Below are 26,483 nucleotides of genomic sequence, written 5' to 3' on the forward strand. Positions count from 1 at the left end.
TTCTTGGTTCTTCCCTTCTTTCGCATTCATTTTTGAAAGACTGACATGCCCGTCAATTTGAAAGCCCCTGTGGCGCAGGATCTGGCACCGATCGCCGGTGTTCGCATTGGTGTGACGGAGGCCGGTGTGCGCAAGGCCAACCGCAAGGATCTGACCGTGTTTCTGCTTGACGAAGGCAGCCACGTGGCAGGGGTGTTCACCAAAAACCGTTTCTGCGCTGCTCCCGTGCAGATCTGCCGCGAGCACCTGGCTGTCCGCGGCAAGGCAGGTGGCGCCATTCGAGCCATGGTCATCAATACCGGCAATGCCAATGCAGGCACGGGTGCTGATGGACTGGCCCGTGCCAATGCCACCTGCGATGCGCTGGCGACCTTGCTGAAGATCGATGCCAAACAGGTACTGCCGTTCTCGACCGGCGTGATCATGGAGCCGCTGCCAGTAGACCGCATCACCGCTGGTCTGCCCGCCGCCATTGCAGACGCGCAGCCTGGCAACTGGGCCAAGGCGGCGGAAGGCATCATGACGACCGACACTATTGCCAAGGCGTTTTCTGCCAAGGCTGTGGTGGGCGGGAAGACAGTGCATGTCACCGGCATCAGCAAGGGCGCTGGCATGATCCGCCCCAACATGGCAACCATGCTGAGTTTTCTGGCAACGGATGCCGCCATTGACGCAGCGCTGTTGCCTGCACTGGCCAAACAACTGGCAGACCAGTCCTTCAACCGCATCACCATTGATGGTGATACTTCGACCAATGATTCGTTTGTCGTCGTTGCTACCAACCAAGCAGGCAATGCGGCGGTGACTGATTGGAACAGCGCCGACGGCCAGGCTTTGATGGCCGCGTTGCGCGATGTCGCGCAAAAGCTGGCGCAGGCCATTGTGCGCGATGGTGAAGGTGCCACCAAATTCATCCAGATTGAGGTGGAACAGGGCAGCAATGAAGAAGAATGCCGCCAGGTGGCCTATGCGATTGCCCATTCGCCACTGGTCAAAACCGCCTTCTTCGCCAGCGACCCCAACCTGGGCCGCATTCTGGCCGCGGTGGGGTATGCGGGCATTGAAGATCTCGATCAGACCAAGATTGAGCTGTACCTGGACGATGTGCATGTGGCCACCCGGGGTGGTCGCAACCCCTCCTATGAAGAAGCCGATGGCCAGCGCGTGATGAAGCAGCAGGAAATCGTGGTGCGTGTGCAGCTGGGCCGCGGCACGGCCAATACCACCTTGTGGACCTGCGACCTGAGCCACGACTACGTCAGCATCAACGCGGATTACCGCTCTTGATGAGAGCAAGGGCCGTTGCAGTGCTGCGGGCCTTAGCATCCATCTGTAGTGGGCAGGATAGCTCGCGCGGCTTGCGATACATCCCCAAAGGGCCTGCGGGCTCTTTGTGCTTTGTATTGTGGTATTTTTAAGCGTTATTGCCTTCTGGTGCTTGTCCATCAAGCGCAAGCAGCTATTGAAAATATAGTAAATCGGAGACCGTTATCGTGTCCTTGGATTCTTCCTTTTCGCCTCTGGAGCGTCTGGTGGTACGCGCCGAGCAACTGATGCAGCGCATTGAGGCTGTGCTGCCCCAGGCCTTGCAGGCACCTCTCGACTGGAATGACACCATTGCCTGGCGCTACCGCAAGCGCGCCAACGGCTGTGGCGTACTGGAGCCGGTGCGCCATGTGGGGGCCATGCAATTGAGCGACTTGCAGAACATTGATGTCCAGAAAGACAAGATTGCACGCAATACCGAGCAATTTGTGCAAGGACGCACTGCCAACAACGTGCTGCTGACGGGTGCGCGTGGCACAGGCAAATCTTCGTTGATCCGCGCCTGTCTGCACAGCTATGCGCCCCAGGGGTTGCGCTTGATCGAGGTGGACAAGGCCGATCTGACCGACTTGCCCGATATTGTGGATGTGGTGGCGGGCCGCCCGGAGAAGTTCATCATTTATTGCGATGACCTGAGCTTTGAAGAAGGTGAGCCTGGCTACAAGGCCATGAAGTCGATTCTGGATGGCTCGGTGAGCGCTGCCACGCCCAATGTGCTGGTCTATGCCACCAGCAACCGGCGCCACCTGCTGCCCGAGTACATGACGGACAACCTGGCGCAGCAAAAGGGCGAGAACGGAGAAATCCACCCGGGTGAGGTGGTGGAAGAGAAGATTTCGCTGTCAGAACGCTTTGGCCTGTGGGTGAGCTTCTATCCCTTCAGCCAGGATGAATACCTGCGCGTGGTGGCGCAGTGGCTGTCAGCGCTGGGCGTGTCGGCCGATGAGATTGAAGCATCCCGCCCCGAGGCCTTGGTTTGGGCGCTGGAGCGCGGATCGCGCAGCGGCCGGGTGGCGCACCAGTTTGCACGCGATTGGGCGGGCCGAGGAGCCAACCGCCAGGCAGAAGGTCGAGCCCGCATTGCCGACGTAGCCGACCTGGGTGAAGAGGCCGAAGAAGATTGAACAGAAATTGGGTGAAAAGTGACTGAGTTATCCACAACTGGCGCAGAGCCTCGCAAATACACGGAAGTGGCCGTGGGCGTGTTGATCCGCGAGAGCGACAACGCGCTGCTGATCACCAGCCGCCCGGCAGGCAAGCCGCGCGCGGGCTGGTGGGAGTTTCCTGGCGGCAAGCTGGAAAAAGGCGAGACGGTGGAGCAGGCCTTGCGCCGAGAGTTGCAGGAAGAGCTGGGCATCACCATCGCCAACTGCATCGCCTGGAAGGTGACGGAGCACAGCTATACGCATGCGCTGGTACGCCTGCATTGGTGCAAGGTGACGCAATGGACGGGCGAATTCGAGATGCGTGAGGGCCAGCAGATGTCCTGGCAGCAGTTGCCGCTGACTGTGCAGCCCGTATTGGAAGGGTCGTTCCCGGTACTGCAATGGCTGAGCGAAGAGCGCGGGCTGCCGTTTGATGTGGCGCAATACGCCAATGCGGCCCTGGCGGATGGCCTGTAGCCAGTGGTGCGTTGCTGCCCCCGGCATTGTTGCTCTGAGATTTATAGCGAGGGGCGAGCGCTACTTTGAGGCTTCAGGTTTAATAGATAGCCAGTATGAATAGGGGGCTGTACGCTGTCAGCTCTTATTCTGAGAATCGAACAAGGCTAGTCTTCGTGGCGCGGGTCGCCATATTGCGCATCCAGCGGCGGTGATTCTGCGGGCACGCGAAAATCTTCGTTGCCCCAGGCTCCCAGATCAATCATCTTGCAGCGTTCACTGCAGAACGGGCGGAATCGATTGCTCTTGGCAAAGCTGGAGGGGCCGCCGCATTGGGGGCAGGTGATGGCTGGGGTGGCGTGGTCCGTGGTTGTGCTCATGCAGAGATTGTAGGCGGGGCCCTCCAACCATTGCTGCGCCATGAGCTTTGTAGAAAACCATAGCGATCAGCGTATGTCTGGTGTGTGCTGGAGCCAATTTCAGTAAAAAGGCCAATCGCTCACGCTCAAGCGCACAGCACCATTTCGTACTGGCCATCCTGCTGGGTGAGCACCATTTGGCCATTGTCGGCCTTGTGCAGCATGCGGATCGAGATCATCAGCCGGTTGCCGCTGATTTCTGGCACCAGCCCCGCCTGGGGATCAAGCTGCAGGCGCAGCAACTGGTAGGTACGGCCCTGGGGAAGGTTTTGCTGAAACTGCCCACGTATCGTCGCAATACGTTGTGGCGTACCAGCATCTCGAAACAGTTTGAGAAGCAGAAAGAGTGCACTGGCCAGCGGCTCAAAAGGCTCGGTCCAACGCTGCAGATCTGCGCGCCGCAGTTCGCTGTCGGCATGCAGCCAGGTGTGGTAGCTGGGCAGATCGAAAGTGCAGGTGCCGCCGGGGATGCCCGAACGGTTGCGGATGGCCATCAGCCACTCATTCTCGATCAGCAACTGGCTGGGTTTGCCGGTCTGCTCTCTCAGCCGGGAGTGCGCGCCGTCCAGCTGCGCGATGACCTTGTCGAGCATGTCGACGGCAATCATGGGGCTGGCACGGTAGGCATTGAACTGCTGGCGCTGGCGTTCCAGATCCTTGAGCAGATCGGCTTTCAAGTCAGTGCGCGAGGCCACATCCATGATCTCGAACAGCGTGGTGATGGCGAAATGGTGATCGACATCAGTGCTGCGCTGCAGAAGTACATCCAGCCGGCGCAGCAAATACTCCAACCGCAGGTAGGAGCGTACGCGTTCGTTGAATGGGTACTCGTAAACAATCACGGAAAGATGCTAGTGTTGGAGCGGAAGGACTGCTATCAATTCATTGTATAGGCCCAGGACCTCATCGCCTAGCGCTTGTAACGAGAGCGTTTCATTCCAGATGACCCAGTCGGCTTTGCGCAGGCGCTGCTCGCGGCTCGCCTGTTGCGCCATGATGGCAGCCACCGCCTCGGCAGAGAGCTGGCTGCGCGCCTGCACGCGGGCCAATTGCGTGCGCTCCTCGCAATCTACAACGATGACCTGGTCCAGCCGCGGGCTCCATTGCTGCGATTCGGCCAGAAGTGGGATATCGAAAATCACCACTTTTGCAGCGCTATGCTCGCAGGCATGCGCATAGCGATCAAAGATGCTGCGCTGGATCAAGGGATGAAGAATGGCTTCCAACCTTTGCTTGGCGCCCGGATCCTGAAACACGGCTTCGCGCATCTGAGCGCGGTTGAGTGCGCCTTCATGGGTGATGAAATGCGCGCCGAATTGCTCTTGGATGGCTGCAATGGCGGCTCCGCCCGGCAGCGTCAGGCCACGGGCGATCTCATCGGCATCAATGACGGCGCAACCCAGTTGCGCAAATCGTTCGGAGACCGTGCTTTTGCCGCTTCCGATACCGCCTGTGACGCCAATGCGGGGTTTCATCGCTTTCGGATTCCCGCATCAGGGCTGCAGCAGGCGGTCAATGATGCCGGTGCCAAACCACATCACCAAAAAACCGGCGCCCGCCAGGAAGGGGCCAAACGGCATATAGCCGCCTTCCCGAAGGCTGGAAAAGATTTTGAGGCCAATTCCAATCACGGCGCCTACCACTGACGAGAACAGCGCTATTGGAATAAGAGCCTGCCAGCCAAACCAGGCCCCTAGCGCAGCCAGCAGCTTGAAGTCGCCATAGCCCATGCCTTCCTTGCCTGTCAGCAGCTTGAAGGCCCAGTAGATGCTCCACAGCGACAGATACCCTGCGGCAGCACCATAGAGCGAATCCTTGAGCGAGACTGGAATCCAGCCCAGTGCGCTGCACAGCAATCCAGCCCAGAGCAGGGGCAGGGTCAGGTCGTCCGGCAGCAGTGTGGTGTCCCAGTCAATCAGGGCTGCAGTAAGCAGCATGGACGAGAAAAAGCACCAGGCCGCGCCAGTGGCGGTCAGTCCCCAGCGGTGAATGCAATAGGCCCACAGCAGTCCGTTGGCCAATTCCACCAAGGGGTAGCGCACAGAGATGCCTGTTTTGCACTGGCTGCATTTGCCGCGCAGGAACAGCCAGCTGACGATGGGAATATTCTCAAACCAGCGGATTTGGTGCTGGCAATGCGGACAGCGCGAAGCAGGGGTACACAGGTTGAAGCGATCTGCGGCGGCAGCTTCAGCCTCCACCGCTGGCGCTTCAGCGTCCCCCGCCAAAAGCGCCTGTGCATCCTGCTTCCAGTGCCGCTCCAGCATCATGGGCAGGCGATGGATCACCACATTCAGAAAACTGCCGACCAGCAGACCCAGCAGCGCAAACAACGCGACATACAAAGAGCTTTCCGCCACGCTTACACCACCTGACCGAGCTTGAAGATAGGCAGGTACATCGACACCACGATACCGCCGATGATCGTGCCCAGGAACACGATGATGATGGGCTCCATCAGGCTGGACAGACCGGCGACGGCTTCATCAACCTCGGCCTCGTAGAAATCAGCTGCCTTGCCCAGCATGTGGTCGATGGAGCCGGACTCTTCGCCAATGGCGCACATCTGGATGACCATCGACGGAAACACATTGGCATCGGCCATGGCAACCGTCAGGCTGGTGCCGGTCGAGACTTCCTGCTGGATTTTCTCGGTAGCGACAGCGAAAACCGAGTTGCCGGAAGCGCCGCCCACAGAGTCCAGGGCTTCCACCAGTGGAACACCAGCCGCAAACATGGTTGACAGCGTACGGGTCCAACGGGCCACGCAGGATTTTTCGACCAACGGGCCAAAAATGGGAAAGCGCAGCAGCAAGCGGTCCATGAAGCGCTGCATTTTTTCGCTGCGCTTCCAGGCCTGCAGAAAGAAATACACGGCGCCGCCAATGCCGAAAAAGATCAGATACCAGTATTTGACGAAAAAGTCGCTGATGCCCATCACGATAAGGGTAGGGCCCGGCAAATCAGCGCCGAACGATGAAAACACATCTTTGAAAGCAGGAATCACGAAGATCATGATGATGGAAACCACCACGAAAGCAACAATGATCACCGCTGCTGGATACATGAGCGCCGAGCGGATCTTGCTCTTGATCGCTTCGGTCTTTTCCATGTAGGTGGCCAGACGATCCAGCAAGCTTTCCAAAATACCAGCGGCTTCCCCGGCTTCCACCAGATTGCAATACAGGGCATTGAATTGCATTGGATGGCGACGGAAGGCGGTGCTGAGGGATGAACCCGACTCCACATCGCTGCGAATATCATTGAGCAGCTTGGTCACGCTGGGGTTGGTGCTGCCACGGCCCACGATATCAAAGGCCTGCAGCAGTGGCACGCCTGCTTTCATCATCGTGGCCAGCTGGCGTGTGAACAGCGCAATATCCTTGGGCTTGATCTTTTTGCCCGAGCGCATGCGGCGCTTCTTGATCTTGGACGGCAAAATGCCTTGGCGTCGCAAGGATGCGACCACCTGATTTTCGCCGCCGGCGCGGGTTTCACCGCGCACGATCTTGCCGTTGCGGTCTTTGCCCTCCCACTCGTAAACGGCTTCGTTCGATGTTTTCTTATTGACGGTTGTTGCCATTTCTCCCTGCCCTCATTGCTTTATTCGTTGGTGACGGCCAGAACCTCTTCCAGCGAGGTCAATCCCTTTTTGACTTTGTGAAGGCCGGACTGGCGCAGCGAACGCACGCCCTCCACCTCGGCCTGCTCTGCGATCTCCAGTGCACTGCCATCGCGCAGAATGATGCGCTGGATCTCTTCGGACACCGGCATCACCTGGTAGATGCCGACCCGTCCCTTGTAGCCATTGTTGCAGGCGTCGCATCCCACAGCTTCATACGGCATCCAGGTGCCATCCAGATCCTCGTCGGTGAATCCGGCTTCCAGCAGATTTTCGTGTGGAATTTCGGTCGGCCGCTTGCAATTGGGACACAGGCGCCGCGCCAGACGCTGCGCGGTGATCAGGATCACGCTGGAGGCAATGTTGAAGGGCGCAATGCCCATGTTGCGCATACGCGTGAGCGTGGTGGGCGCATCATTGGTGTGCAGCGTCGACAGCACCAAGTGGCCGGTCTGTGCAGCTTTGATGGCGATATCGGCCGTTTCCAGGTCACGGATTTCACCCACCATGATGATGTCGGGATCCTGGCGCAGAAAGGCCTTGAGCGCCGTCGCAAAGGTCAGTCCTGCCTTTTCATTGACATTTACCTGATTGACCCCCGGAAGGTTGATTTCCGACGGGTCTTCTGCCGTGGCGATATTGACCGCTGGCGTATTCAGGATGTTGAGGCAGGTGTAAAGCGACACGGTCTTGCCGGAGCCGGTCGGGCCGGTCACCAGAATCATGCCGTAGGGGCGCTTGATGGCATCGAGCAGACGCTCTTTTTCAACAGGCTCATAGCCCAGGGCATCAATGCCCAGCTTGGCACTGCTCGGATCCAGAATACGGATCACGATCTTCTCGCCAAACAAGGTCGGCAAGGTGCTCACACGAAAATCGATCACCCGGTCCGCGCCGATCTTCAGCTTCATGCGCCCGTCCTGAGGCACACGCTTTTCGGAGATGTCGAGCCGTGAAATCACCTTGATACGGGACGCGAGCTTGTCCTTGATGCCTGGCGGAGGTGATGCAATCTCCCGCAATTCACCGTCAATACGGTAGCGGATGCGGTAGTTGTGCTCATAGGGCTCGAAGTGCAGGTCGGATGCGCGCATATTGAACGCATCGATCAGCATCTTCTGCAAGAACTTGACGATGGGCGCATCTTCGACGTCCATCTCTTCGTTGGTGTTCTTGTCTGGAGACTCCGTGTCTTCCGAAACCTCAAACTCATTGAGATTGACATCTCCAACGATGTCGTTGAGGCTGTCTCCCCCCTGCTTGGCTATCGTTTCCAGCAGCTTTGTGACCTTGGCATGCTCTGCAACGACCCAGTCCACGCTCAGCTGGCTGGTGAACTTGATCTGCTCGGCCACAGAATGGTCGGTGGGGTCTGCAGTGACCACAACCAGACGGTTGCCTCGTTTGGCGAGGGGAATGATTTTGTTGCTGGATACCACCTTGGCATCCAGCAGTCCGCTGGGCAGGCGATCTGCATCAACAGCGTCCAGATCGATCAGTGGAACGCTGTAGACGGAAGAAATGATGGTTGCAACATCGATGCCTGAAACGGCGCCACTGGCAACCAACTCTCCAATGAAACTGTTTTTGCTCTTGATACTGCTTGCATACAAAGCCTCGGCTTTGGCCAACGGAAGCTTGCCGCTGGCGACCAAGGCACGGGCAATGCCCGGCAGTGCAATGGGGGGTGCTGGAGAATTTGTGGTGTTATCAGCCATGTAATCGGTTACGCCTATCGTCGATAGCCTCTCTGCGTATTCCGGAAACTGTAGCAGTTGTTCGAGGATTTAACAAAAAAAGCCCCGGCTCTCCTTGCCCGTCTGCAGTGGATGTACGACAGTTTGCTTTGATTGACCAAGCGGCTACAAGCCGTGGCTATGCTTACACCCGCCGTGTAAGCAGCTGTGAAGCCAGGCTGCGCAAGGCTTCGGTATAGGTGTTTTGGGGGAGCTGGTTCAGGCAATCGATGGCTTCCTGGGCCTGCTGGCCTGCAGCTGCACGGGTGGCGTCGAGGGCGCCGGTGGCCTTGACCATTTGCACAATCTCGGCCATGTGTGGAGTGGAGCCGGTTTCGATGGCACTCACAATCAACTGGCGATCCGCAGGTGTTGCGCGCTGCATGGCAATGATCAAGGGCAGGGTGACCTTGCCTTCGCGCAGATCGTCGCCGATGTTTTTCCCCATCACCTCCGTGTCGCCGTCATAGTCCAGTGCATCATCGATCACCTGAAATGCGGTGCCCAGCGCACGGCCGTAGCTGGCGCAGGCGGTCTCGATGCCTGTATCTGCGCCTGCCAGCACAGCGGCAAGGCGCGCACTGGCCTCGAACAGCTTGGCGGTCTTGGAGCGGATGACGGCCAGATAGCCGGCCTCGTCCAGATCCACATTGTGGGTGTTGATGAGCTGCTGCACCTCGCCTTCAGCGATGATGTTGGTCGCCTCCGAGAGAATCTGCATCACCTGCATGCTGTCTGCGTCCACCATCATCTGGAAGGCGCGCGAATGCAGAAAGTCGCCGACCAGTACACTGGCTGCATTGCCAAAGCTCTCATTGGCCGTCGGTTTGCCGCGTCGCATGGTCGATTCGTCAACCACATCATCGTGCAACAGGGTTGCGGTGTGGATGAACTCCACCACGGCTGCAAGATTGAAGTGCTGGTTCCCCTTGTAGCCCAGTGCACCGGCCACCATCAACAGCAATGCGGGGCGCAGCCGTTTGCCACCTGCCGAAATGATGTAGTGCGCAATCTCCCCAATCAGTGGAACCGAGGAGCTCAGACGGTGGGCAATGACGGCGTCCACTTGACGCATATCGTCTGCGACCAGGCTGAGAGGATGGGGCTGAGTGGTGGTGTTGGACTCGGACAAGGCGGCTATCTCAGTATTTTTATGGATGCAGCATTATAGAAACCGTGGCAGCCATGCTTGTGCACATGCCCCGGTTCCAACCTTGGTGATGTGCACTTTACAGGGCTCCAACAAGTGGGGCCAGAGCGTCGCTTGCGGCTTTTGATGCTCCGTGATAGAATCTTCGGCTCTTGCGAAATTTCTTTGCAAGCTTATCCCCTTTTAGAGGTTCATATGTACGCGGTCATAAAAACCGGCGGCAAGCAGTATCGCGTTGCTTCCGGCGAAAAAATCAAGGTAGAACAGATTGCTGCGGACGTAGGCCAAGAAATCGTGATCGATCAGGTTCTGGCAGTCGGCGACGGCGCAGAACTGAAGATCGGCACGCCCTTGGTGTCCGGTGCAACGGTTAAGGCTACGGTGGTAGCCCATGGTAAGCACGACAAAGTGCGCATTTTCAAGATGCGTCGTCGTAAGCACTATCAGAAGCGCCAAGGCCATCGCCAGCAGTTCACTGAACTGCAAATCGGTGCAATTGCTGCTTAATGCTGGCAGCTTAACAGGAGCTATATCTCATGGCACAGAAAAAAGGCGGCGGCTCTACGCGAAATGGACGTGATTCCAAGCCAAAAATGCTGGGTGTGAAGGCTTTCGGTGGTCAATTGATCAGCGCAGGTTCCATCATCGTTCGCCAGCGCGGCACCAAGTTCCACCCCGGCACCAATGTCGGCGTGGGCAAGGATCACACCTTGTTTGCTCTGGTTGATGGTCACGTGACCTTTGAAACCAAGGGCGCTCTGTCCAAGCACACGGTGAGCATCACCAAGGCTGCTTAAGACAACAAGTGTTCCCCAGGGCTTCGGCCCTTGGTCAAAGCCCCGCGTCGTCGGGGCTTTGGTGTTTTTGGGCCTTACCGCGTTGCCGTGGATGCGACAATGTAGGTTTTGGCAGCGCTGCAGCCGGACAGGCTGGCAAAGTGCAGCAGACAAATCCCGTAATCCCGGTATCTGGGCGGGTGGATAACGACCATGAAATTCGTAGATGAAGCGTTTATTGACATTGCGGCTGGCGATGGTGGCAATGGCTGTGTGTCGTTCCGCCACGAAAAATACAAGGAATTCGGTGGCCCCGATGGTGGCGACGGCGGCCGTGGTGGCCATGTGTACGCCCTGGCCGACGTCAATCTCAATACCTTGATCGATTACCGCTACTCGCGCCGCCATGAGGCCGAGCGCGGTGAGCACGGCAAGGGGTCGGACATGTTTGGCGCGGCAGGCAAGGACATCACCTTGCACATGCCAGTAGGCACCATCATCACCGACGCCGAAACCGGCGAAGTGCTCTTTGAGCTGCTCAACCCCGGCGAGGTGATCACCATCGCCAAAGGGGGGGATGGCGGCTTTGGCAACTTGCGTTTCAAGAGCGCCATCAACCGCGCCCCACGCCAGAAAACGCCGGGCTGGAAAGGTGAGCGCCGTAACCTGAAGCTGGAGCTGAAGGTGCTGGCAGACGTGGGTCTGCTGGGCATGCCCAATGCGGGCAAATCCACCTTCATCTCTGCGGTATCCAACGCCCGCCCCAAGATTGCCGACTATCCTTTCACCACCTTGCACCCCAATCTGGGCGTGGTGCGTGTGGGGCCTGAGAAGAGCTTTGTCGTGGCCGATATCCCTGGCCTGATCGAAGGCGCTTCCGATGGTGCGGGCCTGGGCCACCAGTTTCTGCGCCACCTGCAGCGTACGCGTTTGCTGCTGCATATTGTCGATCTGGCGCCGTTCGACGAGGGCGTGGATCCTGTGGCACAGGCCAAGGCGATCGTGGCCGAGTTGAAAAAGTACGACGAAGAGCTCTACAACAAGCCGCGCTGGCTGGTGCTCAACAAGCTGGATATGATTCCGGTGGAAGAGCGTGCCGCCAAGGTCAAGGACTTTGTCAAACGCTACAAGTGGAAGGGGCCGGTGTACGAAATCTCGGCTTTGACGCGCGAAGGCTGCGAGTCATTGATCAAGGAAATCTTCCAGTTCGTGCACAGCATGCAAAAGGCTGAGCAGGAGCCGCAAGAAGTGGATCCGCGTTTTGTAGCGGGTGCAGAGCTTGAGCAACCCGATTATTCGGACGATCCGCGGTTTTCGTCGCCCGATTGAGCGGCGGCCGTTGCATTCCTAGGTAACTCATTTATTGATAGCTGCTTGCGCTTGCCAGGCGGGCGCAAACGCCAGAAATAGCAAAAAAATGGCATCGAATGTTCTGCGCGACGCTCGTCGCATCGTGGTCAAGGTCGGCTCCAGTCTGGTTACCAACGAAGGCAAGGGCCTGGATGAAGGTGCCATCACCGAATGGAGCCGCCAGCTTGCAGCCCTGGTGCATGGCGATGACGGCATCAAGCGCGAAGTCATCATGGTCTCCAGCGGCGCCGTTGCCGAGGGTATGAAGCGCCTGGGCTGGCACCAGCGCCCCAAGGAGATTCATGAGCTGCAGGCCGCTGCTGCCGTTGGCCAGATGGGCCTGGTGCAGATGTACGAAACCAAGCTGCGCGAACAGAACCTGGGCAGTGCCCAGGTATTGCTGACACACGCTGACCTGGCAGACCGCGAGCGCTACCTGAATGCGCGTGTCACGCTCCTGACCTTGCTGCAGCTGGGCGTGGTGCCGGTGATCAATGAGAATGACACCGTGGTCAACGACGAAATCAAGTTTGGCGACAACGACACCCTGGGTGCGCTGGTGGCTAACCTGGTAGAAGCCGATGTGCTGGTGATCCTGACAGACCAGAAAGGCCTCTACACCGCCGATCCCCGCAAGAGCCCCGACGCTCAGTTTGTGCACGAGGCGCAGGCGGGGGACCTGAAACTGGAAGCCATGGCGGGCGGCGCCGGTTCCGGCATCGGCAAGGGCGGTATGCTGACCAAGATTCTGGCCGCCAAGCGGGCGGCTGGCTCGGGTGCATCGACCGTCATTGCCTGGGGGCGGGAGCCGAACGCGCTGCTGCGCCTGGTGGCGGGTGAGGCGATTGGCACCTTGCTGGTGGCCGATACCCACAAGAACCAGGCGCGCAAGCAGTGGATGATGGATCACCTGCAGATGCATGGCTATGTGACGGTGGATGCCGGCGCCGCGCAAAAGCTGCGCGGCGAAGGCAAGAGCCTGCTGCCCATCGGCATGGTCAGTGTGCATGGCGAGTTCTCGCGTGGCGAGGTGATTGGCGTGCGCGACCCCGAAGGCGTTGAGCTGGCGCGGGGCCTTGCCAACTATGGCAGTACCGAGGCGCGCCGCCTGTGCCGCAAGCCTTCTGGCGAGTTCGAGCAACTGTTGGGCTACATGGGCGAGCCCGAAATGCTCCACCGTGACAACATGGTGCTGACCGGCCACTGAACCACCAGTGAAATTGGCGGCTGATGCCCGGTAACAAGGGGCAGGGAGCTATCAAAACAAAAGCGCCCGGGTGGGCGCTTTTTGTTTTTCAGGGGCAATCCAGGCTGGTCATGCCTTGCCCGCAGGCGGATTGCTGCGGGTGGCATTGGCCGGATCCGGGTCAAAGCTGGCGCCGGGGGGCAGTTCCATCTCCTGCATCATGCGCAGCGGCGAGTGGTAGCTGACCGTGGTGGTGGTCACAGTCACCTGCAGCGTCTCCGTCACGGCCTGCGCGGGAAGCACTGCGGGGAAGTGCTCGCCATGTTCATGGTCGCGCTGGCGCGCATTGCTGCGCAGATAGCGGTTGCGGGCGTCCTGGCGGGGCACATAGCGCGACAACTCGGTCAGAGCCATCTCGTATACGCCGCGCTTGAACTCCACCACCACATCGAGCGGAACCCAGTAGTCGTTCCAGCGCCAGGCGTCGAACTCGGGGTGGTTGGTGGCACGCAGATTCAGATCCCAATCATTGCCGGTTAACTGGAGCAAAAACCATATTTGTTTTTGTCCGCGATAATAGCCTCTTGCATCGCGTCGAATGAAGCGCTCGGGCACCTCGTATCGCAACCAGTCACGCGTTCTAGCCACAATACGGACATGCTCTGGTCGCAAGCCCACTTCTTCATGCAGCTCTCGAAACATCGCCTGCTCGGGGGTTTCTCCACGGTCGATACCGCCCTGCGGAAACTGCCAGCTGTGGGTGCGGATGCGCTTGCCCCAAAACACCTGATTGCGCTGGTTGAGCAGGATGATGCCGACGTTTGGCCTAAAGCCATCTCGGTCCAGCATAATCTAACCCCAATTTTTTAAACTGTGTCCATTATGCCTGCGCCTTGAAGCCATCTTCAAGCGGGCAACTACTAGGCTCATTGCTACAGACTATGAAAGCTTCGCAATTTCTCATTTCGACCTTGAAGGAAGCGCCTGCGGACGCTGAAATCGTCAGCCACCAGCTGATGACCCGCGCAGGCATGATCAAAAAGCTCGGTGCCGGCATCTACAACTACATGCCGATGGGCCTGCGCGTGATCCGCAAGGTCGAAGCCATCGTGCGCGAAGAGATGAACCGAGCAGGCGCCATTGAGGTGTCGATGCCTGTGGTGCAGCCGGCAGAGCTGTGGCAGGAAACCGGCCGTTTCGAGAAGATGGGCCCCGAGTTGCTGCGCATCCAGGATCGCCATGAGCGCGATTTCGTGATCCAACCCACCAGCGAAGAGGTGGTGACGGATATTGCCCGCCAGGAGTTCAAGAGCTACAAGCAGTTGCCCAAGAACCTCTACCAGATCCAGACCAAGTTCCGCGACGAGCGTCGCCCTCGCTTTGGCCTGATGCGTGGCCGCGAGTTCATCATGAAGGACGCCTATTCCTTCGACAAGGACCGCGACGCTGCCCAGGTCAGCTACCAGACCATGCGCGCCGCTTACAAGCGCATCTTTGACCGCTTTGGTCTGCAGTACCGTGCCGTGCGCGCTGATAGCGGCGCCATTGGTGGCGATCTGAGCGAAGAGTTCCAGGTGATCGCTGCCACGGGTGAAGACGCCATCGTCTACTGCCCAGACAGCGACTACGCGGCCAACATCGAAAAGGCTGAGGCCCTGGCGCCTGCCCAGGCGCGTCCCGCCGCTGCGCAGGCCATGGCCAAGACCGCCACGCCCGGCAAGAGCACCTGCGCCGATGTGGCAGAGCTTTTGAAGCTGCCCCTGCAGAACACCGTCAAGTCGCTGGTGCTGGCGACCGACGAGCGCAACGAGGCGGGCGACATCGTCAAAACCCAAGTCTGGCTTTTGCTGCTGCGCGGCGACCATGACATGAACGAGATCAAGGTCGGCAAGGTGCCAGGTCTTGCCGACTTCCGCTTTGCGACCGTGGCAGAGATCGAAGACCATTTTGGCTGCCAGCCAGGCTACCTGGGCCCGGTCAATCTGAAGAAGCCCGTCAAGCTGGTGGTGGACCGCGATGTGGCCGTGATGGCCGACTGGGTTTGCGGCGCCAACGAGGCGGATTATCACTTGACTGGTGTCAATTTCGGCCGCGATCTGCCCGAGCCTGAATTGGTGGCCGACCTGCGCAATGTGGTGGCAGGCGACAAGTCGCCCGACGGCAAGGGCGAGCTGCTGATCGAGCGCGGCATCGAGATTGGTCACGTCTTCTACCTGGGCACCAAGTACTCCAAGGCGATGAAGGCGACCTTCCTCGCTGAAAACGGCAAGCCTGCCGAATTCGAGATGGGTTGCTACGGCATCGGCGTCACGCGCCTGCCTGCCGCTGCCATCGAGCAGAACCATGACGAGCGCGGCATCATCTGGCCTGACGCGATTGCGCCTTTCACCGTGGTGGTCTGCCCCATCGGCATGGACCGCAGCGAAGCGGTAAAGACTGCGGCTGAAAAGCTACACGCAGACTTGTTGGCTGCGGGCGTGGATGTGATACTGGACGACCGCGGCGAGCGCCCTGGCGCCATGTTTGCCGACTGGGAGCTGATCGGCGTGCCCCACCGCGTGGTGCTGGGCGACCGCGGTTTGCAGGAAGGCATGGTGGAATACCAACACCGCCGAGATACTTCCGCCACCAAGGTGGCCGTGGCCGATGTGCTGGGCTTCATTACCAGCCGCGTTCAAAAATCTTAAAAAGCGCACAAGCGCAGAGTCGTTCTGAGGGATTGTCGAGATGACGGGTTCGTCCATTGTTTCATCCGCAGGTGTATCGCGCCGCGCGGCCATGGCTTCGCTGCTGGCGGGGCCGGGCGCGTGGCTGGCTGCACCGCAGGCCGCGCATGCGGGCGGCCAGCTGGAAGAGCCCTTGATCGACTCCGTGCGCTCGGCCCTCAGCGCTGCAGTCAACAGTGCAGCGCCTCCCGAGCCGGTGTTCGTCTCGACCGAAGCCAAGATTCGCTACCTGCGCTGGCTTGGTTCGATGAGCGATCGCCTGCGCCGCCGCAAGCCGGATTGGGAAGTGCGCCGTGATTTCCTGCAGACCGTGTGGTACGAGGCCAAGCGTGCGCGCCTTGACGAGTCGCTGGTGCTCGGCCTCATTCAGGTGGAAAGTGGCTTTCGCAAGTACGCCATGTCCAACGTGGGTGCACGCGGCTATATGCAGGTAATGCCTTTCTGGACGCGGGTGATCGGCGACGGAGATCCGGGCAAGCTGTTCCACATGCAGACCAACCTGCGCTTTGGCTGCGTCATCCTGCGTCACTACATCGACCGTGAAAACGGCGACCTGTTCATGGCGCTGGGCCGCTACAACGGTAGCCGGGGCAAGGATACCTATCCCAACCTCGTGTACGGCGCGCAGCGCCAGTGGCTGTTCGAAAACAGGACGGAAGCATGATCGATCACCTGATTGCTCCTTGATAGATAGCTGTTTGCGCTTAACCAGTAAACGTCAAGGCCCCAAAATGCCAAAAACCACCGCAAGGTGGTTTTTTATTGCACCTCGCGCCCCAGAGAGGGCGCGGCGAGAATGCAATGCCTGCGAAAAGGCTCAATGCGTCAGGCTACCGGTGCGGTCGTAGCTGGCGGCACTGGCGTGTCGGGCACCTTGTTGGGATCGACCACGGTCACCAGCACCTGATCGACGCGGTAGCTGTCCACGTCCATCACCTCGAACTGGTACTTGCCCCAGACGACCTTGTCCGTGCGGCGGGGAATGCGGCGCAGCATCACCATCAGGAAACCCGCCAGGGTCTCGTACTCTTCGGAATGCGGCAACTCGCTCAGCAGCAGGGCGCGCTCCACATCTTCGATCGGTGTGATGCCATCGATCAGCCAGGAGGTCTCGTCGCGGCGCACGATCAGCTCTTCGTCCGACGGGCCGACCAGATCGCCCATGACGGTGCTCATCACATCGTTCAGCGTGACGACGCCGACCACCAGGCTGTATTCGTTGACGATGATGGCGAAATCCTCGTGCGCCTGGCGGAACTGGGTGAGCACCTCGGCCAGCGTCAGCCTGTCGGGCACCACCAATGCCTTATGCACCAGCGCTTCGTCGGTCAGCGTGATGGGCTGGTTGTTCAGCACGCGCTGGAACAGGTCCTTGGCATCGACATAGCCCACCACGTGGTCGATATCGCCCACGCACACGGGGTAGGTGGAAAACGGCTCTTCGGCGATCCGGGCGCGGATGATGTCGTCGCTGTCGTCCTGGTAGAAGAAGGCAATGCGGTCGCGCTGCGTCATGGCCGAGCCTACGGTGCGCGAGTCAAGCTCAAACACATTGGCGATCACCTGCTGCTCTCCGATGGCGAGCAGGCCGGTCTTGGCGCCCACTTCGGTCAGCGCGAGGATGTCTTCGGAGGTGATGCGCTCGTCTCGCACCGTGGGCAGGCCCAGGAGCTGTGTGAGGCCCGTGGCCAGCCGGTTGAACAGCCACACCAGCGGTTTGAACACCACCATCAGCCACTGCATGGGCCGGCACACCAGTACGGCCAGGCGCTCGGGCTCGGTCATCGACAGGCGCTTGGGCAGCAGATCGGCCAGCAGGATGAACAGCGAAGTGACCAGAGTGAACGAGGCCAGAAATCCGACGGTGGCCGCACGCTCGGAGCCCAGCCAGGGCTCGATCCATTCTGCAAAGAAGGGGGTGAGTGCGCCTTCGCCGACCACGCCGCCCAGAATGGCCACCGCGTTGACGCCAATCTGTGCCACGGTGAAATATTCGCCTGGCTGCTCTTGCGTGCGAATGACAAGGGCAGCTCGCGCATCGCCATCATCCACCATTTGCCGCAACCGCAGGCGGCGCGAAGCGGCCAGCGAAATCTCCGCCGTGGAGAAAAAGGCGCTGAGGGCAATCAGCAAGGCAATGGTGAGGAGGCTCTGCGTCACATTCATAAGCAAAAACGGTTGGAGCAGTGCAGACCGGCTGCTCGCATTTATCGGCGAAAGCGTTGGCAGAGCGTGCGGGCACTGCCGATTCTTGAAATTTGTTCAATGGTCGCATGCCGGCCAATCGGCTGGCAAGTGCTTTCGTGAAGGCGGCGCTGCAGGCTTTGCAGGGCCGGATTGGCATGGTCTGGCTTGCTGCTCTTGAAGGGCGCAATGCCAAACCCCAGTCAGCTTACCGCATGCGCCTGCTGTCAGCGGCGGCAAGGCCATTGCAGGGGCGTGCGGCGCGCACAAAAAAGCCGCCTCGCAGGCGGCTTTCGTGAGGAATTGATCTGGATCAGGCCGCGGCCACCAGCTGCTGCAATTCACCCGATTCGTACATTTCCATCATGATGTCGGAGCCGCCAATGAACTCACCCTTCACATACAGCTGGGGGATGGTGGGCCACTGGCTGTAATCCTTGATGCCTTGGCGGATTTCGGGGTCTTCCAGCACGTTCACGGTGGTGATGTTCTTGGCATCAACGCCGCTGGCCTTGAGGATCTGCACGGCACGGCCGGAGAAACCGCACTGTGGAAAGCTGGCTGTTCCCTTCATGAACAGCACGATGTCATTGCCCTTGACCAGTTGGTCGATGCGTTGTTGGGTATCGCTCATGGGTTGGCTCCGTCGTGGGAGAGTGGTTTCAGTGTTGTGTGAATTAGCGCTTAGGTAAGGGCAGACTGCCCTTTATCAAGCCGGATGGAGACCATTATTTCACGGAAGTCCATTGGCCGCCGCTTGCTCGTTCGATGCCGGCAAGGTCGTTGCGGCTTTGTACCTGGGCAAAACCCCGCGCTGCGAGCAGGGCGCGTACATCGCCCGCCTGGTCCCAGCCATGCTCGATCAGCAGCCACCCGCCGCTTCGCAGGTACTGCGGCGCCGTGTCTACGATATGGCGGATATCGTTCAGCCCGTCCGCGCCGCTCGTCAGCGCTTGGCGCGGTTCATGGCGCAGCGCGGGCATGTGCGGGTCGTCGGCGCGTATGTAGGGCGGGTTGGTGACGATGGCATCAAAGTCACCTTGCAACGCCGACAGCCAATGGCTGTGGGCAAAGCGGACGGGCAGTTGCAGCCGCGCTGCATTGGCTTTGGCGACCGCCAGTGCATCAAGGCTCGCATCTACCGCCCACACCTCGGCGGCAGGCCGTTCATGCTGCAGGGCCAGCGCAATGGCGCCGCTGCCGGTGCCCAGGTCGGCCAAGCGCAGCTGCGGCGGGCCTTCCCGGTTGACGGGTAGCAGCTCCAGCGCCCAGTCCACCAGGGTTTCGGTGTCGGGGCGGGGGTCCAGTACACGGGCGTCCACCGCCAGATCCAGCCCGTAAAAGCCTTTGCGACCGGTCAGGTAGGCCACGGGCTCGCCGTCTGCGCGGCGTTGCAGCAGCTGCTGCCACTGTGCCGCTTGCTCGGCGGTCAAGGCATCGCCATCATGGGTGATGAGCCAGGCGCGGCTGTGCGTGGGCTGGCCGCACAGGTGCAGCAGCAGCATTTGCGCATCGATGCGCGCTACGCCTTGGGCGGCGGCCTGGGCCAGCGCCTTGGCAACCGTCGTGGAAGTGGATGCATTCATTTCTATGTATTGATAGCGGTCTGCGCTTGCTAATTGTGCGCAGACTGCACAAAAGGCCTGGATTGCAGGATCAGGATACGGTCACCGGCCACAGCCCATTCGATGTCCTGCGTGCGAGCGCCAAAGCGCGCTTCGATCGCCGCACCTGCATCTGCCAGGCGCTGCACTAGCGCGTCCGTCAGCACCTGGCGCTGTGCCACTGCCACTTCCTGCACGCCGCCGCCGGGAGCAAGGCGCAGTTCGGTGTCTTCGGCAGAGCGGCTGAGCACCTGCACGGCGCGGCTGCGGCGCGAGTACAGCACCTGCTCGGCCACGCGGCGGCCTTCCACCACGCGGATGCCGATGCCACGCTTGGCTGCAATGAAGACGCTGTACGGCGTGCCTCCCAGCGGGTCGCGCGTCACCATCACGCCCGAGGCGTCAGAATCCACCGCTGTTTGCACCAGCACGGCCATGGCGACAGCGTCCTGCGCAATGCCTGCGGCGCGGCGTGCCTCCCAGGCTTCGAAATTGAAGATGGAGGCCCACACCTTGCGCACGGCGTCTTGCAGTGCGGCTTCGCCCTTCACGTTGGGCACGGTGGTGTAGAGGCCGGCTCCGCTGAAGCCGGGCAGATCTTCCGAACTGGATGAGCTGCGCACGAACACGCCCGCTGCTTGCAACTGGTTGGCCCAGCGTGCTTGCAGATTTTGGGTGAGGCTGGCATCCAGCGGCATCCGCTCGATCTCGGCGCGCAGTGCTGCCAAAGCAGTGCGGCGCACGGCGGGGTCGCTGTCAAAGCCGGGTTGCTGCTGCATGCGCGCCATTTTTTCCGCCAGGCCAAAGCGCTGCATGGCGCTGGCGTAGCTGCCAAAGGGCACGCAAAAACCGTCCGGCACATTGACACCGGCAATGGCGGCATGCCGCACTTCGCCCAGATTGGCAGCCTTGGCCCCGCATTGACTGCGATTTTGCGCACGCAGGGCAGCCAGCGGTTGCAGGGCGGTCGTTCGCGTGTCCTTGTGGATGCTGGAGCCCGCAACGCTGCGCTTGAGGGCCATTTTTTGGATGGCGTTCTCGCGCTCGTCGGCTGTCGCGGCTCGCAGCTGGTAGTCTTTGGCGCCTACGGTCAGCTGTACCCATTGGCCGTTGTGGGCTGCCAGCACCTGGCTGGCATCGCGCACATAGGCATTGGGCACGCCCCAGCCCTTGGCGAGCAGGTTGACGTGCGAGACCATGGTGGAGAGCTGCTCGGTCACCACGCCAGCCACGGGTGGCAGGGTGATGGGCACCTGGCGCAGCACGACGATGTCGCTGGGCTGCAGGTCGCGTGCCTGGTCGATATCGTCCACCAGGCGCAGGCGGCCTACGGCCTGGCCCTGGTTCAGCGGCAAGAAGCGCTGCTGGCCGATCAGGGCGCTTTGCGTGACCGGCGCGATGCCTGCGCCCGTGGCCACTTGCTCTTGCGCGCTCGAATTGGCCTTGAAGCGCACGGACGCAAAAAAGCTGCCTTGCAGCTGGCTTTCGGTCTCGCGCAGCAGGGTGGCGGTCAGCTGGTCGCCTTCCCAGAATTCGTACACAAAGCCTTCGATCTGCGGCTGCCAGCTGAGGGTGCCGAGAATGTACCGGCGGCCCGCATCACGGTAGTTGCGGTTGAGCGCCTCCTTGCCGCCCACCAGTAAGCCTTGCTCGCGCAGAAAGCGGTCATGCAACTGAAAACGGGGGGTATTGATGAAATACAGACGGGGTGCTGGCCGGGCCTGGCGGTCGATCACGAAGATGACGTGCGGCTGGGCCAGCGGCGTGCCCGCGTTGTAGACGCGCGCGAGCTGGTCAAACTCCGCCTGGCTGCGCAGTGCTGTCGCAAAAGGCTGGCTGCTGTGGTTGCCCATGGTTTGCGAGGGCGTCGGCGTGCCTGCAGGCCGCGCCAGCAGATCCTGCGGCGGGGCGGTGCCAGCCGCGCGCCCGTCTTCGTACATGGATGGCTTGCGCGCGAGCTGGGCTGAGGCAGTGCTGGCAGCCAGTGCCAACGCAATGCACAGGGTTGAACGCGGGGCAATACCGGGGCGGTGGGTAGACATGGTGCGCCAGTCTTACGGGTTTACTGGTTGACTTCCAGCTCGGCCAGCAGTTCGGCCTCGCGCTCCGATTGCAGGGCGTCCATCAACTCCTTCAGGTCACCATCCATGATGAAGCTCAGTTTGTACAGGGTCAGGTTGATGCGGTGGTCGGTACACCGGCCCTGTGGAAAGTTGTAGGTGCGGATGCGGTCGCTGCGGTCACCAGAGCCGATCAGGCCCTTGCGCATGGCCGCTTCCTTGGCAGCACGCTCGCTGCGTTCTTTTTCCTGAATGCGGGCCTGCAGCACCTGCAGCGCCTTGGCCTTGTTGCTGTGCTGGCTGCGACCGTCCTGGCATTCGGCAACGATACCGGTGGGCAAGTGCACGACGCGCACGGCCGAATCGGTCTTGTTGATGTGCTGGCCGCCCGCGCCGCTGGCGCGAAAGGTGTCGATGCGCAGGTCGGCCGGGTTCAGGGTGATGGCCTGCTGCTCATCGGGCTCTGGCATCACGGCCACGGTGCAGGCGCTGGTGTGGATGCGGCCCTGCGTTTCGGTCGCGGGGACGCGCTGCACGCGGTGACCGCCGCTTTCAAAGCGCAGGGTGCCGTATACGTTGTCACCACCGTCGATGCGCAGCACGACTTCCTTGTAGCCGCCCAGCTCTGCCTCGTTGGCGCTCATGATCTCGACCTTCCAGCCCATGCGTTCGGCGTAGCGCGTGTACATGCGCGTAATGTCGCCGGCAAACAGCGCCGATTCATCGCCGCCCGTGCCTGCCCGCACTTCGACGAAGGCAGGGCGGGCGTCATCCGGGTCCTTGGGCAGCAGCATGCGCTGCAGCTGGGCCGCCAGTTGCTCCAGCTCGGCCTCGCCGTTGGCGATTTCTTCCTGTGCCATGTCGGCCATGTCCGGGTCGGCCAGCATCTCGCGGGCGCCTGCGATGTCCGATTCCACCTGCACAAAGCGGGCATAGCGCTCGGCCACGGCGGCCACATCGGTGTGCTCGCGCGAGAGCTTCAGGAACTGCGGCATGTCGGCCATGATGTCTTCGCGCGAAAGCAGAAAATCCAGCTCCTTGAGGCGTTCGGCATAGCGCTCCAGCTGCTGGCGGAGAAAGTCTTTCATGATGATTCTTTGTGTCAGATAGCCCTGCAGTGCCCACCAGATGCGTGGCAGGCAATCAACAACAGGAGCAAAGGGGAGAGGGGGACAGGCGAATGGCTGCAGCAAGTGCAGCGTCCGCTACAAGCCGGATTGGGGACCGCCGCGCTGGTTGCGCAGGAAGAGGCGCGAGACCACATCGGCAGTCTGCGCACGCGCATCGGCGTCGCCCGCATGCAGCTCGGCCATGGTGCCGTGCAGCATTTTCTGCGCGAGGCCGCGCGAGAGGGCTTCGAGCACGGCATCCACGTCTTCGCCTTTGGCCAGACGTTTTTTTGCACGCTCGATCTCGGCAGCGCGCCAGACGTCGGCCTGCGCGTGAATCTGCTGGATGAGCGGCACTGCACCGCCCTCGGGCGCGCGCTGGTCCATCCATTGCACAAAGCGCTGCACGCCGGTGTCGATGATGGTTTCGGCTTGCACCACGGCAGCCTGGCGCAGCTCCTGCCCGGCCTTTACGACATGGGCCAGGTCGTCCACGGTGTAGAGATACACATCGCCCAGGTCCTTGACCTCGGCTTCAATATCGCGCGGCACGGCCAGATCGACCATGAAGATCGGGCGGCGCTTGCGCTTTTTGAGCGCGCTTTCCACGGCGCCCAGGCCAATGATGGGCAGGCTGGACGCGGTGCAACTGATGATGGCGTCGTACTCGTGCAGGTGATCGTGGAGCTCGGACAAGCGCATGGTGCTGGCGCCAAACTGCGCGGCCAGCTTTTCGCCGCGCTCCAGGGTGCGGTTGGCGATGGTGATGTGCGCGGGCTGCCTGGCGGCAAAGTGCGTGGCGCACAGCTCGATCATCTCGCCGGCGCCGACAAACAGGACGCGAATCTTGGTGAGATCCTCGAACAGCTGGCCTGCCAGGCGCACGGCAGCGGCCGCCATGCTGATGCTGTGCGCGCCGATTTCGGTGGAAGAGCGCACTTCCTTGGCGATGGCAAAACTGCGCTGGAAGAGCTGGTTGAGCGTGGTGCCCAGCGAGCCAGCATCTTCGGCGGCACGCACGGCATTTTTCATCTGGCCCAGGATCTGCGCCTCGCCCAGCACCATGGAATCCAGCCCGCTGGCCACGCGGAAAGCATGGCGTGCGGCAAAGCCATCCTGCAGGGAATAGGTGTATTTCTGCAGCGCCTCGGGCGGCAGGTTGCCGCTTTGGGCCAGCCAGCGCAGGGTGTGGTCCAGCGCAGGCTCTCGCGCAGCGCAGTAAATCTCGGTGCGGTTGCAGGTGGACAAAATGGCGGTTTCCACGCCGGCGTGGCTATGCACACCCGAAATCGAGGAGCGCAGACTCTGCAGAGTCGGCGCAATCTTGTCGAGTGCAAATGCAAACCGGCCGCGTATATCGACCGGTGCCGTCGTGTGGTTGATGCCCAGGGCCCAAACTGCCATGGCATGGATTATAAAATCTCTGCCAAACCAGCGCTTGTCGTGTCAGTACCACCTTGACTTATATCAATCACCTCGTTTTATGCCTGCTATCGCCAGCCTGTGGCATCTGCTGAACTTCTGTGCCCCGGCCGCCTTCCTGGCAGTGCTTCTGGTGCTTGCACGCTGGGTGTTTGCGCGCAAGGTGGTGCCGCTCTTGCCGTGGTACGGCCAACTGGCGCTGCATTTTTTGGCGGGATGTGCTGCGCTTTTTGTAGCATTACTGTGGCAAGGACGCGACGGAAGCGTGGTGGGTTACGCGCTGCTGGTATTGGCTCTCGCCACCAGCCAATGGGCGGTGCTCGGTGGTTGGCGGCGTTAGCGTGTCAACAGGTTTTGAGCAATAGATAGCTTTACAATTCCGACATAATTGCGGAATGACAACCGCACAGATCCCGCCAAGCCGCCGCTCCAGGTGGCTTTTCTTTATTGGCTTCTTCGCCGCAGCAGTGGCTGGCGTAGTCTTGATCTTTGGATCGCAGGCCTTGCTGTTTGCCGACACCAATGATTTTCAGCGCGTGGTGGGCCACCTGTATCTGACTCCGTTGGGGGACGGTATTCGCTGGGCACTGCCGGAGCAGCCCTTTCGCATACCCGCCAATCCAGAGCTGGCTTCCCACATCTTTACGTTAGCTGGTTGGGTGCAGCGTTACCTGCCGGGGGCGGTGTTTGATATTTCGCGCACCGCACTGGCAGCCAAGTTGCTGCTGCTGGCCTATGCAGGCGTGCTGGCCTGGCAATGCGCGGCGGCATTGGGGCGTGGGGCGGTATGGTGCACAGTGTTTGCCCTGGCCTGGCTTGTGGCGTTCTTCATGGCGCACAACATCGGCATGGCACAGTCGCTCTATGCCGAGTACGCGTTCCTGATTGCGCTGCCGCTGCTTCTGGTGGGCATGCTGGCGTCGCGCCGGGCGGTACGGCTCGCATGCCTGGGCCTCGGGGCCTTCGTATGCGGGCTGGCGAAGGTGCAGTATTTCTACGTGCCGCTGATGGTGCTGGTATGCGTGTGGGCTGCCAGCCGGTGGCAGCGGAGGGTGCCCGACAAGGCTCTCCTCAAGCTGCTGTTTGCTGTGCAGGTGGTGTGCCTGGTGCCCTTGCTGATTGGCAAGAATGCCGAGTTGAACGCCTACCACGGCGTATACCTGGGCTCCTACATGGTGCTGACGCCCGCGCAACTCGATGAGCTGGGCGTACCGCCAGACCAGCGCGCCTGCATCGGGTTGGATGCCTGGGGCAATGCGCTCTCCGGCCCCGGCGGCACCCAGGTGAAACGTACCGGGCACACCTGTTATCCCGTCACGCCCAAGCTGGGCAAGGGCGAGGTACTGCGGCCTTACCTGCACCACCCACAAGTTCTGTGGCGCTTGGCCGCCTATGCGTTGCCGAGCCATTTCACGGTGCGGTACTTCCACGTGTTTCCTGACTATTTCTATCTCAAGCGACTGAAGGGCGAAGCCCCCGGGGTGACGGATTTGCTGCTGCGCATGACCGAAGTGCGTGATCGCACCATCACGCCGCTGGCGCCGCTGTTCCTACTGGGCTCTGTATTGTTTTTTGCAGCCAGCCGCAGCCGCCATGCCGGTGGGCTGCGCCCGTTGGCGGCGGGGGGCCTGTTGCTGGGGCTGTTTGTGGTGTCGCAGATCGTCATCGCACTGCTGGGTGAGGGCGTGCGCGACCTGAGCAAGCATTTGTGGGCGGCACAATTGGCGCTTGATATGCTGGTGGTTCTGACCGCATTGCAATGCCTGGGGTGGCTGCGGGTGTGGATGCGCCGCAAAACAGCAGGGCCTGTACCGGAGGGGGCGGTGCCAGTTCTGCCCGGTGATGATCGGTAATTATCAAAAAAATGAGTGGCAGGCGTCTGCGGTATAAGAGTCTTTGGCAGTTTTATAGCTATAAGATCCGCTAACACAACCCTTGATACGTTGTTGCTTCGTCGGGGGCGCCTAGTCGGGGGCGCCTAGCCGGGGGCGCCAAGCCTTGTCGTACGTCTGTACTGCCTGCGGCTTCGCTTGGCGTGGCCCGGCCTGACGCGGCCCGGCCTGACGTGGCCCGGCGCCTCGTCTTGACCGCAAATCTGCGATTTGCTGGGTTGTGTCAGGTTCTATGTTTTGCGTCAAGCGACTTTCGGCAATAGTTGCTCCGGATTAAAGGCGGTCTGGCCTCTCCAAATTGCAAATGCCACTCGTAAAAG

At 60.6% G+C, this 26,483-nt stretch carries 25 protein-coding genes; 11 read left to right on the top strand and 14 right to left on the bottom strand.

Annotated elements, in window-relative coordinates:
• The first annotated feature begins 45 nt into the window (after positions 1-45).
• From argJ to HNP33_RS08010, 3 genes are all read left to right on the top strand, one after another.
• A complete protein-coding gene (gene argJ / locus HNP33_RS08000; protein ID WP_184707109.1) occupies positions 46-1,287 on the top strand; it encodes a bifunctional glutamate N-acetyltransferase/amino-acid acetyltransferase ArgJ in 1,242 nt (413 codons plus the stop codon).
• Between the two features lie 266 nt (positions 1,288-1,553).
• Positions 1,554-2,450 (top strand): ATP-binding protein, encoded by an 897-nt coding sequence (locus HNP33_RS08005; RefSeq protein WP_184707173.1) that lies wholly within the window; start codon positions 1,554-1,556, stop codon positions 2,448-2,450.
• A gap of 18 nt (positions 2,451-2,468) precedes the next feature.
• The gene (locus HNP33_RS08010; RefSeq protein ID WP_184707111.1) at positions 2,469-2,948 is read left to right on the top strand and encodes an NUDIX domain-containing protein; all 480 of its coding nucleotides are present in this window, start codon (positions 2,469-2,471) and stop codon (positions 2,946-2,948) included.
• Between the two features lie 146 nt (positions 2,949-3,094).
• On the opposite strand, the gene HNP33_RS08015 is transcribed toward HNP33_RS08010, so the two are convergent.
• The 7 genes from HNP33_RS08015 to HNP33_RS08045 form a co-directional block, all read right to left on the bottom strand.
• On the bottom strand, positions 3,095-3,307 hold the full coding sequence (locus tag HNP33_RS08015) for a DNA gyrase inhibitor YacG (RefSeq protein WP_184707113.1): 213 nt from the start codon (positions 3,305-3,307) through the stop codon (positions 3,095-3,097).
• Positions 3,308-3,432: 125 nt separating this feature from the next.
• Positions 3,433-4,188 carry a cell division protein ZapD gene (zapD, locus tag HNP33_RS08020; protein WP_184707115.1) on the bottom strand — a complete coding sequence of 252 codons (756 nt, stop codon included), beginning with the start codon at positions 4,186-4,188 and terminating at the stop codon, positions 3,433-3,435.
• 9 nt (positions 4,189-4,197) lie between these two features.
• Entirely contained in the window at positions 4,198-4,821 is a 624-nt protein-coding gene (gene coaE, locus HNP33_RS08025) for a dephospho-CoA kinase (RefSeq protein ID WP_184707117.1), read from the bottom strand.
• Between the two features lie 18 nt (positions 4,822-4,839).
• Positions 4,840-5,706 carry an A24 family peptidase gene (locus HNP33_RS08030; protein ID WP_325064918.1) on the bottom strand — a complete coding sequence of 289 codons (867 nt, stop codon included), beginning with the start codon at positions 5,704-5,706 and terminating at the stop codon, positions 4,840-4,842.
• Between the two features lie 2 nt (positions 5,707-5,708).
• Positions 5,709-6,929 (bottom strand): type II secretion system F family protein, encoded by a 1,221-nt coding sequence (locus tag HNP33_RS08035; RefSeq protein WP_184707119.1) that lies wholly within the window; start codon positions 6,927-6,929, stop codon positions 5,709-5,711.
• 20 nt (positions 6,930-6,949) lie between these two features.
• On the bottom strand, positions 6,950-8,686 hold the full coding sequence (pilB, locus tag HNP33_RS08040) for a type IV-A pilus assembly ATPase PilB (protein WP_184707121.1): 1,737 nt from the start codon (positions 8,684-8,686) through the stop codon (positions 6,950-6,952).
• A 163-nt stretch (positions 8,687-8,849) separates the two neighbouring features.
• The gene (locus tag HNP33_RS08045; RefSeq protein WP_184707177.1) at positions 8,850-9,779 is read right to left on the bottom strand and encodes a polyprenyl synthetase family protein; all 930 of its coding nucleotides are present in this window, start codon (positions 9,777-9,779) and stop codon (positions 8,850-8,852) included.
• Between the two features lie 270 nt (positions 9,780-10,049).
• Between HNP33_RS08045 and rplU the strand changes: the two genes are divergently transcribed.
• The 4 genes from rplU (at position 10,050) to proB (ending at position 13,187) form a co-directional block, all read left to right on the top strand.
• The gene (gene rplU / locus HNP33_RS08050; protein ID WP_184707123.1) at positions 10,050-10,361 is read left to right on the top strand and encodes a 50S ribosomal protein L21; all 312 of its coding nucleotides are present in this window, start codon (positions 10,050-10,052) and stop codon (positions 10,359-10,361) included.
• A gap of 29 nt (positions 10,362-10,390) precedes the next feature.
• Positions 10,391-10,651, top strand: coding sequence for a 50S ribosomal protein L27 (rpmA, locus tag HNP33_RS08055; protein WP_184707125.1), 261 nt, complete (start codon positions 10,391-10,393; stop codon positions 10,649-10,651).
• A 192-nt stretch (positions 10,652-10,843) separates the two neighbouring features.
• Entirely contained in the window at positions 10,844-11,959 is a 1,116-nt protein-coding gene (cgtA, locus tag HNP33_RS08060; RefSeq protein ID WP_184707127.1) for an Obg family GTPase CgtA, read from the top strand.
• Positions 11,960-12,047: 88 nt separating this feature from the next.
• Positions 12,048-13,187 (top strand): glutamate 5-kinase, encoded by a 1,140-nt coding sequence (proB, locus tag HNP33_RS08065; protein WP_184707129.1) that lies wholly within the window; start codon positions 12,048-12,050, stop codon positions 13,185-13,187.
• A gap of 108 nt (positions 13,188-13,295) precedes the next feature.
• On the opposite strand, the gene HNP33_RS08070 is transcribed toward proB, so the two are convergent.
• Complete coding sequence (locus tag HNP33_RS08070) at positions 13,296-14,015, bottom strand: RNA pyrophosphohydrolase (protein WP_184707131.1); 720 nt, start codon at positions 14,013-14,015, stop codon at positions 13,296-13,298.
• A 92-nt stretch (positions 14,016-14,107) separates the two neighbouring features.
• Here HNP33_RS08070 and HNP33_RS08075 point away from each other — a divergent pair, with 92 nt between their 5' ends.
• Both HNP33_RS08075 and HNP33_RS08080 read left to right on the top strand, forming a co-directional pair.
• A complete protein-coding gene (locus HNP33_RS08075) occupies positions 14,108-15,853 on the top strand; it encodes a proline--tRNA ligase (protein ID WP_184707133.1) in 1,746 nt (581 codons plus the stop codon).
• A gap of 40 nt (positions 15,854-15,893) precedes the next feature.
• A complete protein-coding gene (locus HNP33_RS08080) occupies positions 15,894-16,556 on the top strand; it encodes a lytic transglycosylase domain-containing protein (protein ID WP_184707134.1) in 663 nt (220 codons plus the stop codon).
• A gap of 161 nt (positions 16,557-16,717) precedes the next feature.
• Here HNP33_RS08080 and HNP33_RS08085 read toward each other — a convergent pair whose 3' ends face one another.
• The 6 genes from HNP33_RS08085 to hemA form a co-directional block, all read right to left on the bottom strand.
• A complete protein-coding gene (locus HNP33_RS08085; protein ID WP_184707136.1) occupies positions 16,718-18,058 on the bottom strand; it encodes a hemolysin family protein in 1,341 nt (446 codons plus the stop codon).
• Between the two features lie 331 nt (positions 18,059-18,389).
• Positions 18,390-18,710 (bottom strand): Grx4 family monothiol glutaredoxin, encoded by a 321-nt coding sequence (gene grxD, locus HNP33_RS08090; protein WP_184707138.1) that lies wholly within the window; start codon positions 18,708-18,710, stop codon positions 18,390-18,392.
• A gap of 94 nt (positions 18,711-18,804) precedes the next feature.
• A complete protein-coding gene (gene prmC / locus HNP33_RS08095; protein WP_184707140.1) occupies positions 18,805-19,662 on the bottom strand; it encodes a peptide chain release factor N(5)-glutamine methyltransferase in 858 nt (285 codons plus the stop codon).
• 29 nt (positions 19,663-19,691) lie between these two features.
• Complete coding sequence (locus tag HNP33_RS08100; RefSeq protein WP_184707142.1) at positions 19,692-21,722, bottom strand: PEP/pyruvate-binding domain-containing protein; 2,031 nt, start codon at positions 21,720-21,722, stop codon at positions 19,692-19,694.
• A gap of 20 nt (positions 21,723-21,742) precedes the next feature.
• Positions 21,743-22,828 (bottom strand): peptide chain release factor 1, encoded by a 1,086-nt coding sequence (gene prfA, locus HNP33_RS08105; protein WP_184707144.1) that lies wholly within the window; start codon positions 22,826-22,828, stop codon positions 21,743-21,745.
• A gap of 117 nt (positions 22,829-22,945) precedes the next feature.
• Positions 22,946-24,253, bottom strand: coding sequence for a glutamyl-tRNA reductase (gene hemA, locus HNP33_RS08110; RefSeq protein WP_184707146.1), 1,308 nt, complete (start codon positions 24,251-24,253; stop codon positions 22,946-22,948).
• Here hemA and HNP33_RS08115 point away from each other — a divergent pair.
• Both HNP33_RS08115 and HNP33_RS08120 read left to right on the top strand, forming a co-directional pair.
• Positions 24,252-24,611: a hypothetical protein gene (locus HNP33_RS08115; protein ID WP_184707148.1), complete on the top strand. Its 360-nt coding sequence runs from the start codon at positions 24,252-24,254 to the stop codon at positions 24,609-24,611. The two genes, hemA and HNP33_RS08115, sit on opposite strands and share 2 nt — an antisense overlap.
• Before the next feature lie 55 nt (positions 24,612-24,666).
• A complete protein-coding gene (locus HNP33_RS08120; RefSeq protein WP_184707150.1) occupies positions 24,667-26,124 on the top strand; it encodes a hypothetical protein in 1,458 nt (485 codons plus the stop codon).
• Positions 26,125-26,483 lie beyond the last annotated feature (359 nt).

The organism is Comamonas odontotermitis (assembly GCF_014207855.1).
Taxonomy (GTDB): Bacteria; Pseudomonadota; Gammaproteobacteria; order Burkholderiales; family Burkholderiaceae_C; genus Comamonas; species Comamonas odontotermitis_A.

What these genes read in the sequence shown, in the direction of transcription:
- argJ (WP_184707109.1), top strand. Translation starts at nt 46, where the DNA reads ATGCCCGTCAATTTGAAAGCCCCTGTGGCGCAGGATCTGGCACCGATC.
- HNP33_RS08005 (WP_184707173.1), top strand. Translation starts at nt 1,554, where the DNA reads ATGCAGCGCATTGAGGCTGTGCTGCCCCAGGCCTTGCAGGCACCTCTC.
- HNP33_RS08015 (WP_184707113.1), bottom strand. Translation starts at nt 3,307, where the DNA reads ATGAGCACAACCACGGACCACGCCACCCCAGCCATCACCTGCCCCCAA.
- coaE (WP_184707117.1), bottom strand. Translation starts at nt 4,821, where the DNA reads ATGAAACCCCGCATTGGCGTCACAGGCGGTATCGGAAGCGGCAAAAGC.
- HNP33_RS08035 (WP_184707119.1), bottom strand. Translation starts at nt 6,929, where the DNA reads ATGGCAACAACCGTCAATAAGAAAACATCGAACGAAGCCGTTTACGAG.
- pilB (WP_184707121.1), bottom strand. Translation starts at nt 8,686, where the DNA reads ATGGCTGATAACACCACAAATTCTCCAGCACCCCCCATTGCACTGCCG.
- HNP33_RS08045 (WP_184707177.1), bottom strand. Translation starts at nt 9,779, where the DNA reads ATGCGTCAAGTGGACGCCGTCATTGCCCACCGTCTGAGCTCCTCGGTT.
- rplU (WP_184707123.1), top strand. Translation starts at nt 10,050, where the DNA reads ATGTACGCGGTCATAAAAACCGGCGGCAAGCAGTATCGCGTTGCTTCC.
- rpmA (WP_184707125.1), top strand. Translation starts at nt 10,391, where the DNA reads ATGGCACAGAAAAAAGGCGGCGGCTCTACGCGAAATGGACGTGATTCC.
- cgtA (WP_184707127.1), top strand. Translation starts at nt 10,844, where the DNA reads ATGAAATTCGTAGATGAAGCGTTTATTGACATTGCGGCTGGCGATGGT.
- proB (WP_184707129.1), top strand. Translation starts at nt 12,048, where the DNA reads ATGGCATCGAATGTTCTGCGCGACGCTCGTCGCATCGTGGTCAAGGTC.
- HNP33_RS08070 (WP_184707131.1), bottom strand. Translation starts at nt 14,015, where the DNA reads ATGCTGGACCGAGATGGCTTTAGGCCAAACGTCGGCATCATCCTGCTC.
- HNP33_RS08075 (WP_184707133.1), top strand. Translation starts at nt 14,108, where the DNA reads ATGAAAGCTTCGCAATTTCTCATTTCGACCTTGAAGGAAGCGCCTGCG.
- HNP33_RS08080 (WP_184707134.1), top strand. Translation starts at nt 15,894, where the DNA reads ATGACGGGTTCGTCCATTGTTTCATCCGCAGGTGTATCGCGCCGCGCG.
- HNP33_RS08085 (WP_184707136.1), bottom strand. Translation starts at nt 18,058, where the DNA reads ATGAATGTGACGCAGAGCCTCCTCACCATTGCCTTGCTGATTGCCCTC.
- grxD (WP_184707138.1), bottom strand. Translation starts at nt 18,710, where the DNA reads ATGAGCGATACCCAACAACGCATCGACCAACTGGTCAAGGGCAATGAC.
- prmC (WP_184707140.1), bottom strand. Translation starts at nt 19,662, where the DNA reads ATGAATGCATCCACTTCCACGACGGTTGCCAAGGCGCTGGCCCAGGCC.
- HNP33_RS08100 (WP_184707142.1), bottom strand. Translation starts at nt 21,722, where the DNA reads ATGTCTACCCACCGCCCCGGTATTGCCCCGCGTTCAACCCTGTGCATT.
- prfA (WP_184707144.1), bottom strand. Translation starts at nt 22,828, where the DNA reads ATGAAAGACTTTCTCCGCCAGCAGCTGGAGCGCTATGCCGAACGCCTC.
- HNP33_RS08115 (WP_184707148.1), top strand. Translation starts at nt 24,252, where the DNA reads ATGGCATGGATTATAAAATCTCTGCCAAACCAGCGCTTGTCGTGTCAG.
- hemA (WP_184707146.1), bottom strand. Translation starts at nt 24,253, where the DNA reads ATGGCAGTTTGGGCCCTGGGCATCAACCACACGACGGCACCGGTCGAT.
- HNP33_RS08120 (WP_184707150.1), top strand. Translation starts at nt 24,667, where the DNA reads ATGACAACCGCACAGATCCCGCCAAGCCGCCGCTCCAGGTGGCTTTTC.